6 protein-coding genes are annotated in these 14,618 nt (G+C 54.4%); 1 reads left to right on the top strand and 5 read right to left on the bottom strand.

What is annotated here, in order from left to right:
• The first annotated feature begins 253 nt into the window (after positions 1-253).
• Positions 254-1,462, top strand: a complete 1,209-nt coding sequence (locus AC6ROY_RS03290) for an MFS transporter (protein WP_500098551.1) — start codon at positions 254-256, stop codon at positions 1,460-1,462.
• A 20-nt stretch (positions 1,463-1,482) separates the two neighbouring features.
• Here the strand turns inward: AC6ROY_RS03290 and AC6ROY_RS03285 are convergent, their stop codons facing one another.
• The 5 genes from AC6ROY_RS03285 to AC6ROY_RS03265 all read right to left on the bottom strand — a co-directional run bounded on the left by AC6ROY_RS03285 (position 1,483) and on the right by AC6ROY_RS03265 (position 14,616).
• The gene (locus AC6ROY_RS03285) at positions 1,483-7,374 is read right to left on the bottom strand and encodes a glycoside hydrolase family 78 protein (RefSeq protein WP_500098550.1); all 5,892 of its coding nucleotides are present in this window, start codon (positions 7,372-7,374) and stop codon (positions 1,483-1,485) included.
• 914 nt (positions 7,375-8,288) lie between these two features.
• The gene (locus AC6ROY_RS03280) at positions 8,289-9,533 is read right to left on the bottom strand and encodes an S-layer homology domain-containing protein (protein WP_500098549.1); all 1,245 of its coding nucleotides are present in this window, start codon (positions 9,531-9,533) and stop codon (positions 8,289-8,291) included.
• A gap of 221 nt (positions 9,534-9,754) precedes the next feature.
• Positions 9,755-12,595, bottom strand: a complete 2,841-nt coding sequence (locus AC6ROY_RS03275) for a DNA internalization-related competence protein ComEC/Rec2 (RefSeq protein WP_500098548.1) — start codon at positions 12,593-12,595, stop codon at positions 9,755-9,757.
• Between the two features lie 200 nt (positions 12,596-12,795).
• Positions 12,796-13,308 carry a deoxycytidylate deaminase gene (locus AC6ROY_RS03270; RefSeq protein WP_500098547.1) on the bottom strand — a complete coding sequence of 171 codons (513 nt, stop codon included), beginning with the start codon at positions 13,306-13,308 and terminating at the stop codon, positions 12,796-12,798.
• A 15-nt stretch (positions 13,309-13,323) separates the two neighbouring features.
• Positions 13,324-14,616, bottom strand: a complete 1,293-nt coding sequence (locus tag AC6ROY_RS03265; protein WP_500098546.1) for a homocysteine synthase — start codon at positions 14,614-14,616, stop codon at positions 13,324-13,326.
• Positions 14,617-14,618 lie beyond the last annotated feature (2 nt).

The following is a 14,618-nucleotide window of genomic DNA, read 5'->3' as shown; positions in this document are numbered from 1 at the left end:
GTCCATCCTCTTTACATTGTTCCCTCGCCCACCCGCACGATCGTCTCCGCAGAGACGCCTGCCATCAGAGAAATATAACAGAAAAACAGACCTGACACAACATGAATGTTTTCACAAATAAAATACAAGCCCCATCTTATCAGACCTGCGGAAATCAGCTATAATGAAGCCGTCGTTCATGCTGCAGTCTTAATGCTCCGGGACGCACCTCCATACCAGACAACTAACCGACCTTCTAAGGAGTGAACGAGCTGTGCAGCTCACCGGAACCGTACGCAAAATGCTGCTGATGAACGCATCGTCCAACATTATTTTTAACTATATCGGCATTTTCGTTAATTTATATATTTGGGAGCAGGGCCACCGGATTTTTGACGTCGCCTGGTTTAATCTTGTGATGTTTATTGCCTGGGGACTATCATTTGCGATCAGCTCCCGGCTGCTCTCACGCTTTACAACCAGATTGCTGATCCAGACGACAGCGGTGTGCGGCGGGCTGACCTTCCTACTGCTGACAAGCTTGACGCTGGACAATCAGCTGCTCTGGATCGCGACGATTGCGACGCCGGTCGGCATCATGTGGGGCACCTACGGCTCGACACAAAATATTACGCTCAGCCTGATCGGCAAAGGCCAGGATTTTGAGCAATATTTTGCAACAGCGAGTATCGTCGGGCAGCTGATTTCCATCATCAATCCGGTCGTCTCCGCGCTCGTGATCAAGTGGATCGGGTACAACGGCTCCTTTATGCTGATGCTTGTGTTTGTGACGCTCCTGATGATCGTTTCCTTTTTTATCCCGAAAATTACACTGTCCGACCAGTCTGAAACCGTGTTTCAGAGCATGCGCTTTCGGCAGGTGTTTACTTACCGCGCGCTCCTCTGGATGGTGCCCTCCTGCCTGGCGGCCGGGGTTGTGCTGCAGTTCCATAATGTATTTACGCTGCTGTTTACCTTCTCGGTGTCCGGCGACAAGCTGGTGATCGCCTTGCTGAATGTCCTGTATACGGTCGCGACGATGGGAGCTATGCTGCTTTACCGCAGGCTGCGCACCTCTGAACGCCGCTGGCTGCTGGTCGGCGTGGCGGCGATGAGCGCAGGCTTCCTGCTCCCGCTGCTCCAGCATTCGTTTTTCCTCGTCATGTCCAATATCTTGATGACCATTGGCATGTTTTATTTCGGCACCGTATGGAATACCGGGCATTTTCGGCTGATCAGCAAACATTCGGCGCTTGAACAGGCGCGGATTTTGATCTGGCGCGAATGGATGCTGATCGTCACCCGGATTATCGTTCTCGTCTGGGTGCTCGGCATTGAGCAGCTGCGTGGCATTCCTTTCGTTTTGCTGCTGCTGGCGTCCATCCTTTGCGCGCTGGCGATCCCATTTTTCGTCAAAAAAGCGAATGAGGCCGAACTGCCTGCTTCCGTCAAAGATACCCCGCGTCCGCAACCGCTCGGCTGAGGCTGGTTCGATGTGGTGGATCAATGCCGAATCTGCGGTACGATGACCGCGTAAATGACATCAACGATCTGAACCCGCACATCCCGCTGCTGCACAAGGCCGTTGGACCAGTAGACTGTGAATCGAAACGTTTGCGGCCCTTGCGCCAATGTACGGGGATGCTCCGTATTAAGCAAACGTCCCGTATAACGCAACCGGCCGCTCTCCGGCTCCCCTTCCGGCTCCAGTCGTGTCACTTCGCCTGTAGACATCAGCTCCGCCGTAACCTGCAGCGGCTTGGTGTCGCCCGCCCCCGTGTCCGTCACCGTGGAAGACAGCACAAACGCTTCCCCCGCCCAAAACTCATCCGCTGCCCGCGACCGGTCCGGAAACCTCCGGTTCCAATCCAGCCGATAGCGCTCCCAGTCCGGCGTATGCCTCACTGCTCCGGTTAGCTCCAGCGGCAGCACCGGCACAGTGTAGGTTTGCTGAAATTGCCCGCCGTGCGGGTCGGTGACCGTCAGTCGCAGTGTATGCACGCCCTTCGGCAGCGGGCCGTACGTAAATCCGCGCCGTTCCCCGGACGGCACCGTTGTCCATGCTTGCAGTTGCTGGAAGGCTCCGCCTTCGAAGCTGCTTTCGACCGTGATGTGCAGCGGATCTCCGTCCGGATCGGAAGGCTCGACCGTAAATAAGGGCGTATCCTGTTCGTAAACCGGCTCCGTGAATAACAAATGACCTGTCGGGGCCCGGTTAATCATCAGCCAAGCCTGCGGCGACCAATCCGACTCCGCCCCGTAGCTGTCCCATACTTTGACGCGAACGCGCAGCTTTTGGCCGGCTGGCAGGTCGGCATTGACAAGCCACTTGCCAGAGCTGGAGGGCGTATGCTGCCGTACCTTGCAATCCGCCGCAGCCGTGCATGTATCCAGCACAATCGTCGTGTTCGCTTCGTTCGTCACCTGCAGCTGGAAGAACTCGAACACCGTCCCCGCATCCGGGTCCGTTTGCGTCCAGGTTAATGTTGGCCGCGTCGTGTTCGCCAGCGTTGGCGCTGCCTGCGTTCCCCACGGATACGTCATGTAAGCACTCGGCGGACTGTTCGTTGTCATCCAGCCTACCTGACTCCACGGCGACGCCAAATTGCCGTCATCCACGACCTGTACCTGCACCTGATATTTCTTGCCCATCTCCAGCTTCTGATCGAGCGTCCACGCCCAGCTGCCGTATTGCGTGTTCATCGTGACGTTCGTGCGGCATTCCACGCAATTGCCTGCCTCGTCCTTCACCGTCAGGTTAAACACCGTGAAGGTTGTATTCGCGTCCGGGTCCCACTGGTTCCAGCGGATCGTTGGCTGCAGGCTGACCGGCGTTGGCTCGGACTGGCTGCCAGTCGGGAACGTCAGCTCCACGCCGGGCGGATTGTTCGGTACGAGCTGATCCACCCACAGGTTGACTTCATGCCAGTCTGACCAAGCTCCGTATTCGTCTCGTACCGCCTGACGCAGCGTGTAATTTCCTTTCTTCGTCGGCTTCGTCAGCTTCCCGACGCCTACGATACCGTCCGGGTCGGTGTAGCCGTGAACGTAGTCATAAATACCGCGATTCCATACGTATTCCGGCTTCTCGGCGGAAATGTAGCCCGCGCTCAGCCAACGGTCCGGATCATAGGAAGCATCGGTCCACACGATCCTGAAATCTGCGCCTTGAGCTGCCGTAAACAGGCTAATCGGCCTGCGATGCACAATAACCATTTTCGTATCCGGATCAGCGTAATTCCGAAACGCTGCATACGTAGGATCGGGGTAACGCTTACCCGGTGGTGCTGGATCATCCGGCTCCGTGAAGCTGATGCGGAACAAGCCGACCTTGCCAAGTATCGCTTCCGGTGACTGGACCTCCTTGTTCACGTAGCTGTTTGACCCATTTTTATCTGAGAACCCGTCGCCAGCATCAAGGAACTTTTCCGGTTCCGTATTTGTGTACGTCCATTTGGCCAAATCCGAAATCGGTGGATCGTTCTCCGGATCGCTGAAATGAACCGTGTAGTCAATCTTCGTGTTAACCAGTACAATATTGTCGATCAGCTCGCTGCCGCCGGATGCGTTCTCCAGCACGAAGTTTTTGAGATAGGCGTTCGGCGCGTTCGCGAACAGTCCAATCCGTCCCTTCGTAAATGTCCCGTCCGTCACGCTGATCAGCGGCACGCCGTTGACGATCACGTGCAGCCGGTCGCCTTTGGCCGTCACGCGCAAGCTATTGTACGTGCCGGGCTTGATCGGATTGGCTTGACGATCCAAAATCGTCTTTGTGCCATTCACAACCTTGCTCAGCACCACGGCTTTCGTCGTCAGCTCCGCCTGATAGTAGTTGCGGTGATCTGCCGAACGGAACGTAATCCCCGCGCCGTTCAGCTCGCTGAACGTTGTGTTTGTGAATTTCACCGACAGCGACACGCTGCCGTTGGCAAATTCTTTAGCCTTCACCATCACGTTGCCCAGGCTGTACGTTCCAGCGTCGGACTCGGTTGGAATCGTCCAGCTAATCTTGCGGCGGGCATAGTAATATCCCTCGCTGCTCTTCCAGATCAGATAGCCTTCATTGTCTCCTGTTAAGTCAACCGAAACGGTACCTGAGCAAATATCATCCAGATTTGAGCAGGTTGCCGGGTTTGCGTAACCACGCAAATAATCGGATTGAAACAACATGGCTCCTGTGACCATATCGTAGACCTGAATACGCGGCCTTTCGGATTCCGGCCCAGAAGGACCGCCCTTTCGGAAAGGAACGACAAGTTTACCGTCGGATGTCGCGCTTCCCTTAAACGCAATCTGGTAGCTGCCATATGCCCGATGTAGCGGACTCTGGATATTCACGGTAAGTCGGTCGGCTTGCATGTCGTACACTCGTTCGAACGAGGACATCATATAGCACGTATCGCTGTCATCGTCGCCGCAGCTGTACGAGCTGACCTTGATATACGGGCGATAGTAGATCAGGTCGTTATAAAATTGTAAACCCGGCCATACATACTCCGATTCATACCCTTTGACCGCCCAAATGTGCTTGACGCCATTGTACCCGCTCAAGTCGTAGCCCGGCAGTTGGCCTACGTACCGTCCGGTGTTGTTGTCATAGATACCGTCATTCAGCAGGATGCGGGAATTGTCTTCCGTGATGTGCAAAATATCTACGGTGGGCGTCGGCATCAGCGCCGTAGCGGAAATGCTCGAAAAATAGTTGGTATACGATTTGGGACCTGTCCACAGTACACTGCCAGCTGGACTATGTTTTTGGAGACGGCAATCATATTTGTCCCTGTAAGTGGTATTACCATGATTGTCCTCCCCATATTGAACGGATGTCGCCGAACAACTCAAGGCGTAGAAATTGTCTTGTTTATCCTTCTTTGCTGTGATCGTATTCGGCTGCAGCGACTTCACACCATTAACTATAAAATTGTAGGGCTGGGTATCTGCCGGAGCTGGTTTAATATGACTAACCGGCACCCAACCATCCGGTGGCGGATTACTCGGAACAACGGTCCAATCTGTTGTACCTGGGTTGATGTAATACTCGCCAAATGGGACAAAAGAAACGCTCTTGAACGGCGTAAAGTTGCCGGAAGCCATGTCCGATATCCGGTACAAGCGATCCATATTACCGCTGAAGGTTCCATAGCGGCTTGCCGATCGGATCGTACGCATCCAAATCATATCCGCTTCCGGATTCACGGAAAATTGGATATAATCGGCGTACGAATCTCGCCTAAAGTTATGCGTGGTGTTGCTGAGCACATTATGAATATTAAGATTAATCCCATACGGATTACATATCCCGCTGCATTCTGCTAACATACCGTACGTATAGTAAATATTCGTTCCGGCACGTGTACCCATTGGCGTATAGGACCCTTGCTCGTTATTTCCCCGCATGTTCAATCCGGTTGAGCTGTACTGGAGCCCGGCTTCGGTCGGCGCTTTGAACAGGAAGTTTGTACGGTTTGGCGCAGCGATCGCACCCTCTGCCCCATCCACGTACATCGGCGTACTTCGGCTGGCGTTGTAATGATCCTCAATCACATACTTTGCCTTATCCGTCAGCATGTCCGACAAATCGTACTTGATGCCCTCGATGACCGGAGGCTCCGGGTTTTCGCCTTTTACATCAATCGCAACGGTCGGCGCCTGGTTCAGCACAGTAAACGGAAAATCCTTGGTCGCGCTCAGTCCCCAATCCTCCTGCACGTAAATGCGAAGAATATGGTTGGCCAGCACGGTCGGCGTAAACTCAAAGCTACCGTCTTCCTTCACCGTAATGTCGATCACAGGATCATCCTCGAAGCTGCCATTCATGTTCACGTCGGCGATGATCTGCGTCCGGTGAACGACCAGCTTGTCGCCGTCTGGACTAAACGAGTTGTCCGTCATGTGCATGGCCGTGCCGCGAATGCCCTTCGACGCCAGCGTTGCATCGACGATCGGCGGCAAATCAGGCAGCACGGTTAATGTTTTGATCGCCGTCTGCTTCGAACGGAGTCCGGTGTTATCCGTCACATCGAGCTGAATCGCGTAGTTGCCCGCTACCGGAAACACGGGCTGTTTCGTACCGTGCCAATCGCAGGAAGCGATGGTCCGGTTTTTGTACGGCGTCCAGCTGTTCGCGCAGCTGATCTCCGGCGTGTACGGCCTGCGCTCGATGACCTTTGGCGGCAACGTAATTTCCGGAACCGGGTTTTGGTCCACAACCTGCAGCGTCACGTTGTACGGGCCGGCCACGCCGCCGCGACCGTCAAAGGCCATCGCTTGAATCGTGTGCGAACCTAGCTCTTTCGCTAAAATGTTGCTGTAGGAATCCTGGTACGGATAAAGTCCGATCCCGTCGCGGGTATCACCCAGCCACTTGATCCATGAGCTTTTGCTGCTCTCAAATTCATAGTAGTATGTGATGGCATCACCATCAGGGTCATATGGCGTTCCCTTTTCACCGAGCGCGGGGATGGCTGGTTTGGTCACATGGCCTAAGCTTACCCGTTCGCCAATCGGAACGATAGATACCTTCGTGCCATACCCTCCAGCGTAATACGGTTCGGCAAACCACGCAGGCTCGAATTGCGGCGGGCTGTTTGCTTCATCGGCGATGACCTGAAAGCTGCCGGGGCCGATCGTCTTCTTCGTGCCGCAGGTGGTAAGAATATCGTACTGGACCGTGATCGTCCCTGTCGTGAAGCCATTGTACGGATTGGCCGAAAACTGGTCATTGAACGTGCCGCTCTGATTCCGGTTGTACACCTTCTGGCGAGCGCCTTGGGTGTAGATCACGTCGCCTTTTTCCAGCTTGCAGCTTTTGCCGCCCGTTACCTTCACGTCGCGCAGCCACGTGTAATTGATCACCCCGTACTTGACGGTGGGCTTCTCAACCTCCAGCGTGCCGGTGATGACCTCCGGCCCTCCTGTGTCATCATCGCCTGAGCAGTTCGTCTTCGCGGTGAAGGATTCCTGAAAGACGTTATTGCTTCTCGTTTCTGGCTTTTCATCCACTTCATTGTCGGAATCGACCGACAGGGTGAAGTTTTTAGCTACCGTATTCGTGAACGTATACGGCGCCGATCCGCCCAACAGAACGTCCTTGCTGGCCCCGCCGTTCGCACGTTCGGTATGAATCACCTTGCCGTCTACGGACAGCTTGACCGTGAATGGTGTGCTGGTGCTGATCCCGATGTTTTTATAGGCGTACTTGACACTGACTTGCTCCCCGACCTGGATGCAGGCGTTGTCGATCTTGATGTATTCGGCAGCAAGATCAGCCTTCTCCGGAACAGCGTAGGTGATTGCGATCTTTCCGCCGCCGTATGCATAGGTGGTCGCTTCCCATTCGGTGTTGACTTCCATGACGTAGTTGTTGAGTTGGCCATTGTCTGGGCCTTTGGACATGATGCTGCAGGTAATAGCAACACTTTCACAAGATTTATCCAGTACTCTACGAACCGCTATCTGGTTGGAGCCGTCTTTGTATCCCCAATAATACGACTTAATATCTTCACGAAGTTTACTTGCACCGGTTAGCCGGATTGAACCAGGTTTGATAGCGGATTGTTGAATAAGACCATCTGGTGTTTCAATATCACTCGAAGGTTTATCTAGGTAAAAATTAGCAGGTGGGGTTGCATTATATGATCTTGTCACCGCTGCACCCTGATCTCCATAATCCGGGCTTCCCTTTTCTTCTAATCCGTATGGAGGATTCCCATACTCATACCGCAAATCCGGCCCGTTCACGTCGGAAACCTGTGAACCTTTTCCACTGTAGCTCGTTGGTGTTTTGTCCGCAAGCGAATTACTTGGCTGCCGAATGTATCCTTCGGCTGGAATACGTCCAGGCCGCTGCGATAGGCCAGATGATGCGTCATCCGGTATGAATTGCATAATAGGGGTTCGTTCTCCTTTATGCTCCCATCGTTTTCCGTCCGGTAGCCTGTAAATTTGATGACCGGGATTCGTTCGGTCTAACCCATATATGGGTGTTTCAGTACCCTGAATTTCCAAAATAAGTTTATTTCCTGATGTCTGCTTTTTGAGTACCGTTCCCTTGTCTAGCGTTACTTCTGCTGTCAGGAGATTACCCGTCATAAAAGGGGTCAGGTCCAGCTCTTCCTTCCATGTCGATTGGCTGGAATAAAAATGATCATTAACCACTGCTTGCTTTGCTATTTTGTTGGCAAAGTCAAGATAAACAGTTTTCGTTTCGGCAGCCTGCACAGCAGGTTGAAAAATATGCGTGAGAACTTGAATCAAGACAAATACAAATGCGGGAATTGAAGCTTTTTTCATAGATGTATCGCCCCCGTTTACTTGACGAACAAATTGGAATGAACACTATTGACTTGATATGATCCATTTTTAAAGCTGCTATATTGTTTCTCAGGATCAGTTACACTTTTGCTTTTTGCATAAATAACATACCCTTCCTTCTTGCCAACTTCGGTCATTTGAATCCGATCGGCAATCGTAGGAGTCCATACAGAAATCCAACCATTATTATAAAAATGATCAGCCGTTCTGATATAGTAGTCCCTTGCCTTATTCCCCATCTCATATTCAACCTTGTACACAAAGTAGTAGCTGTCCTCCAAGCTTTTATCATCAAAGCGTACCCCACCCTTCAACAACTCCCACACCGGCGACTCCTTATCCGAGCTGTCATAGAACCAGGCTTCCTTGATCGTCATTTTCACATCACTCGTCAGCTGATGTTCGGCCGGCAGCCGCAGCGCGGACTTCATCCCATAAGCCGTCTCGAAATTCGTCCCCGTCAACGCGACTTCAGCGTTCCCTGCCGCATATTTGTCCACCGGCAGCGTCTCGCCTGCAGCACGCTTCAGAATACGATCCAGCACCGTTACCGACTGCGCCCGCGTCGTCAAGCCGTCCAAGGCCAGCTCGCCTTTGTTCAGCCCCTGGATCAAGCCGCTTTTGGTCGCATAGTACATCGCATTGGCATCGTCCAGCTGCAGCTTCTCATCCCGCAGCTCCGGAATCGACGCGCGCGCTGCGATCTTGGCCATTTCGACGCGGGTAATCGGCTTGTCCCACCCTTCGTCTGCCAAGTCGGTACCGCGCAATACGCCTTTGTTACGCAAAGACGAAACGTAAGGCGCATACCAAGCTGAATCGGCGAGCACTGAGCTTCTAGTTCCACCAACGGTTTCACTCACACTATCCTTACTATTCACACCTGTCACGCGACCCCGGCTAGACTCGCCAATCACACCTGCAATACTATTGTTACCAATCAGATCAGCGCCACTGTTCGTAGCAGTCGCATCAGCTTTCCCGCTTATACCTTCAGCCTGCAACGCGCTCGCAACGAGCTTAATAAATTCTGCCCGGCTCACTTGATGCTCCGGCTTAAAGCTGCCGTCCGGGTATCCATCGACATACTTGGCCGTCACCGCCTTGTCGATCGTTGCTGCCGCCCAATGTCCCGCGGTATCCGTAAACTGCGCTTGCGCCGTAACCGGGCTCATATGCACACCTACCGTTGTAGAAATCACCAGCGCCGCTATATTTGTTTTCAGCATCCATTTATTCATCCTCAAATCTCCCCTTTGTAGTTTAAATGGGATATCAGTCGAAAAAATGACGCTCACCGGTCCAGCATCGAAATAAATGGAGCTGCGGCCCGCGGTTCAACTTATCCCTGATATCCAATCCCGTAAATATAGATTTTTCACCGAATTTTTCCATTAAAATGCACTGTTCTTAATATAGCACAACATAGCACAACAAACAGCAATTTCCTTAAATTTCCTAATCAATCAACCGACTCAAGCTTATGACGGATTTCGATTCTGCCGTTTCTGATCTGAAGTTGAATCTCGCCGTCGCGATCCGTCCGGTACACGGCAATGCCGCGCTGAGCCAAACGCTCCGTTACCTTCGGGCTTGGATGACCATACGAATTGTTCACGCCTGCGCTGATCAGCGCTGTCCGGGGCCGCCAGGCATCAAGCCACGCTTCGGACGTTGAAGATTTGCTGCCATGATGCGCTACCTTTAACACATCCACCGGCTGCTCCACCAGCTTGAAGGGCAGTTCAGCCCTTGAAGCGGCAGTCCAGCGGGATAGCAGCTCCTCCTCCTCCCGCACACCCATATCTCCGGTAAGCAACCAGCGGGTACCTGCAAGCTCCATCAGAAATACAAGTGAAATCGGATTTTGCTCCGCCTCCACGTCGATATGCATCCGCTCCTCCGCCCCCTTGCCAAATGGAGCCAGCGCATACAGCTCAAGCTCAGGGCTGATCCGCAAGCGGTCTCCCGCCTCAACCGGCACAAGCTGTGTCCCCCGATCCAGCGCTGTGCGGAATAACGTTTCAACAGCCGGAATCGGCTTCAGCGTTCCGTTAAATAACAGCCTTTTAACTGGAATATGCTCCAATACGGCCTGCAAGCCCCCAAAATGATCGGCATCCTGATGCGTCAATATCAGCTCGTCAATATGCTGGACACCGCGTTTTTTCAGCAGAGGGACCAGCAGCTTACGGCCTACCTCATAGGGATCACTGCGAATTTTCCACGCTTCGCCAGGCTTGCGAAAGGTTACCGTCCCGCCTCCATCGACAAGCAGCGTATGATCGCCCGTCCCCGTGCGGATCAACAGGCTGTCGCCTTGGCCCACATCAAGCATATGTACGGTGCCCTCAGGCGGCAAACGCAGCTCAGGCCGGTAACCGAGCCACAGCTGCATCAGAAACAGCAACACGGTGACCGGCAAAAACAGCCGACGATTCCAGCGATTAAGCCGACTTTTCCACTGCAACGCGATCGGTGTATCCAGCATCGGCCCTTCGCCGGCAGCCTGCTGCTGCCGAAGCGCCTCCATAGCCAGCAAGCCGCCGGCCAACACCCCGTAGTACCCGACAATCCACAACAGCGACGGCGTCGGCCAAATGGTCTGAAACAACGCCAGCTTCCCTGCGTTCTGTACGATCGCAAATAGTAGATCATTAACCTTGCCCACCGGCCAAGCCAGCCAGCTTGCAGCCGCTGTGGAGACAAAACCGACCAGCATCGCAATCGTGCCGACTGGCATCGTAAATGAGCTGAATACCGGTACAAGCGCCAAATTTGCGGCAAACGACAGCAGCGAAAACTGGTTGAAATAATAGAGCGTCAGCGGGAACGAAACGAGCTGCGCGACTAAAGTGAGCGATAAGGCGTCTCTCCATTTTTTGGACCGTACGGGCAGCAAAGCGCTCATCTTGGGCACCAGTAGGATAATGCCAAGCGTTACCAGAAAAGAGAGCTGAAAGCTGACATCCGTTACATAATACGGGTTCCAGATTAACATCAGCAGGCCAACCGCCATGACCAGATGAAGGCCATCCTTTAACCTGTGACGATAGGCGGCATATAACCCGATCATCGCCATCAGCCCAGCCCGGACAATCGACGGAGCCGCGCCCGTCAACGCAATATATACGGGCAGCAGCGCCATCGCCGTCCATAAATACGTTTCTCGGGTCAGACCAATTCGGCGCAGCAGCCAAATGACACAGGCCAGAAAAATCGCTACATTTAATCCGGAGATCGCGATAATATGCGTCAGCCCGAGCCGGGAGAAGGCATCGAACTGCTCCGGATCAATCTCATCGGTCAAGCCGATCAGCATGCCCTTCATAAAGCCGGCCTGTTCGGCGGGAAAAAGCCGGTCCACCATACCGCCAAGCTCCAGACGTATCCCGTCATTCCAGCGCGCCAGCCGCCAGAAGCCCCAGTCCGAGCTGATCGGCCGACTCACCTGAACATCACCCAGCCCTTTCGCCGTCACTTGCCAATGAATATGCTGCTGCTGCAAATAACTCCGGTAATCAAAAGCGCCATAGTTACGCGCCGCGCCCGGACGCTTTAAGCTGCCTTTAAGCTCTACCCGATCCCCGCGCCGCCACGTCAGCGCTGTCTGCTGCTCGCTTTCCTTCAACAGCCGCAGGGAAAGCTGAAAGCGTTCGCCTTTGCCCGCTGCTGCCGTGCCTGCAGATTGTTCTCCCTCCTCATGCGGAGCATTCGTCCCCGTTAGTGCCCCTGACTGTTTTTCAGGCTCATCCTGTATTCCAGCTTGTCCGGGCAGCCTGATGTGCTCGGCCACCGCGTCAAACATCACCTTATCTCCATCAACACGCACAGGCGCAGCAATTCGCCCGGAAAACGTCACGCCGCCGACTTCCTCCACCGCAGACGGGAGCGAAATTAGGGTCCGATTGCGGCCATCGTACATGCCGTACCAGCCGGCCGCTGTGCCTGCAAGCAGCAGCGCGGCCAATGCCAGACGGCCTCGTGGCTTGCCTGTCCACACCAGCAGCAGCAATACGAGCCCGCCGAAAAATAAATATAAGGACATTTCCCGCAAACCGCTCCATTCCATCGCAGCAGCATAGCCGAGCGTCCAGCATACCGTAAGCCAGACGATGGGACGGGATGTCCAGGCTTGGCCTCTGCCCGGCCTGATCGTTTGGACGGCCCCTCTGCCTGTTCCGATGCCCCATTTGCCCGCCATAACGTACGCAGCCCCTGCATGACCATGTTCATTAACAGCTTGCGCTTCGCTTTGCCCCGTACCTGCTCTCCTCCTTTGACCAGCCCCTGCTCCAATCATGGCTGCTTCGCCCCCTCCTGCCTATGCCGTACTTGTTGCTGCTGCTCCTACTCGCACTACCGCTCCACTCTGGCCCCCATCTCCAAACTACACCTGTTCATGCTACCTGCCATGCGCCCAACTCACACCCGCGGCCAACACAAAAAACCTCCTTTCCCTGTCACAGGTAAAAGGAGGTTCTTCCTCGCGGTCAAGCTGATTTAATTGTGTACATCCGTGATCGTGCCGGCCGGAGGTCCATAGCCCTCCATTTGCCGGAAGCCGATGCCTTTCTGTGCCATCAACGCGCCGACCTTCTCGCTGTCCTTCGGATACGCCCGATGGTAAATGATCTCGACGATGCCGCTGTTCGCCAGCATATTTGCGCACGTCCAGCACGGCTGGTCCGTCACATAGACAACTGAGCCTTCACGGTCCTCGCGGTCCGTAAACAGCAGCAAATTTTGCTCGGCATGAATCGTGCGGATGCAGCGCTGCTTTTTCACGACCTGCTCCTGGCCGTTAGCCTGAACAAGCTCGTATTCTTCAACCAGCATGCATCCGGCCTCCGAGCAATCCGCCACACCGGAGGGCGCGCCGTTATAGGCGGTTCCGAGCAGCTTTTTTCCTTGCACCAGTACAGCGCCCACGTGACGACGGCTGCATTGGGAGCGGGTCGAGGCCATATAGGCGATATCCATAAAATAAGTGTCCCAGTCCTTGCGGCGTGCCATGGCTTGGTTGCCCCTTTACTGCTGGCTGGCCTGAATGGCCTGCTCCAGATCGTAGATGATGTCCTCGACGGCCTCCGTGCCGATCGACAGACGAATCATGCCCGGAGATACCCCGGCAGCTTCCTGCTCATCGCCGGACAGCTGCTGATGGGTCGTGCTGGCCGGGTGAATAATGAGCGACTTGGAATCGCCGACATTGGCCAAATGCGACAGCAGCTGCACGCTGTTGATCAGCTTGCGGCCCGCTTCAACGCCGCCCTTGATGCCGAAGGTGAGAATGGCCCCTTGGCCCTTCGGCAAATATTTTTGCGCCAGCTCATAGGAAGCATGGCTTTCCAGTCCGGCATAGCTGACCCACTCGACAGCCTCATGCCCTTCGAGATACCGCGCCACGGCCAAGGCGTTGGAGCTGTGGCGTTCCATCCGCAAATGCAGCGTTTCCAGCCCCTGCAGCAGCAGGAACGAGTTAAACGGCGAAATCGCCGCCCCCATATCACGCAGCAACTGCACGCGCGCCTTAATAATATACGCAATCGGACCAACCGCATCCGTGTATACAACACCGTGATAGCTCGGGTCCGGCTCAGTCAGGCCAGGGAACTTGTCAGCATGCGCCTTCCAGTCAAAGCTCCCGCCATCCACAATGACACCGCCGATGGAGGTACCGTGCCCGCCGATAAACTTTGTAGCGGAGTGAACCACGATGTCAGCTCCATGCTCAATCGGGCGCAGCAAATACGGGCTTGGGAACGTATTGTCCACAATCAGGGGAACACCGGCCTCATGCGCAATTGCCGCGACAGCTGCAATATCCAGCACATCGCCGCGCGGATTGCCGATCGTTTCGGCAAATACGGCTTTTGTTTTGTCCGTAATCGCTGCACGGAAGTTTTCCGGGTTGGACGAGTCGACGAACTTTACAGTAATGCCGAGCTTAGGCAGCGTAATGGCAAATAAATTATAAGTGCCTCCGTACAGGCTGGCCGAGGATACGATTTCATCGCCCGCTCCGGCAATATTGAGCAGCGAATAGGTAATCGCCGCTTGACCGGATGCGGTTGCAAGCGCCGCCGGCGCGCCTTCCAGCGCAGCCACCCGTTTCTCAAACACATCGGTCGTCGGATTCATCAGGCGGGTATAAATATTGCCGAATTCCTTCAACGCGAACAAATCTGCGGCATGGTCCGTGTCCCGAAACCCGTAAGAAGTCGTCTGGTACAAAGGTACCGCCCTCGACATCGTAGCCGGGTCAATTTCCTGACCGGCGTGAACCGCTAATGTTTCCGGAGCAAGCTTGCGTTCTGACATTG

The organism is Paenibacillus sp. sg306046 (genome assembly GCF_059821225.1).
This window is presented reverse-complemented; position numbering and strand designations above follow the sequence as displayed.

Excerpts from the sequence above, each read along its gene's own strand:
- AC6ROY_RS03270 (WP_500098547.1), bottom strand. The coding sequence starts at position 13,308 with ATGGCACGCCGCAAGGACTGGGACACTTATTTTATGGATATCGCCTAT.
- AC6ROY_RS03275 (WP_500098548.1), bottom strand. The coding sequence starts at position 12,595 with ATGATTGGAGCAGGGGCTGGTCAAAGGAGGAGAGCAGGTACGGGGCAA.
- AC6ROY_RS03285 (WP_500098550.1), bottom strand. The coding sequence starts at position 7,374 with ATGTCCAAAGGCCCAGACAATGGCCAACTCAACAACTACGTCATGGAA.
- AC6ROY_RS03280 (WP_500098549.1), bottom strand. The coding sequence starts at position 9,533 with ATGAATAAATGGATGCTGAAAACAAATATAGCGGCGCTGGTGATTTCT.
- AC6ROY_RS03265 (WP_500098546.1), bottom strand. The coding sequence starts at position 14,616 with ATGTCAGAACGCAAGCTTGCTCCGGAAACATTAGCGGTTCACGCCGGT.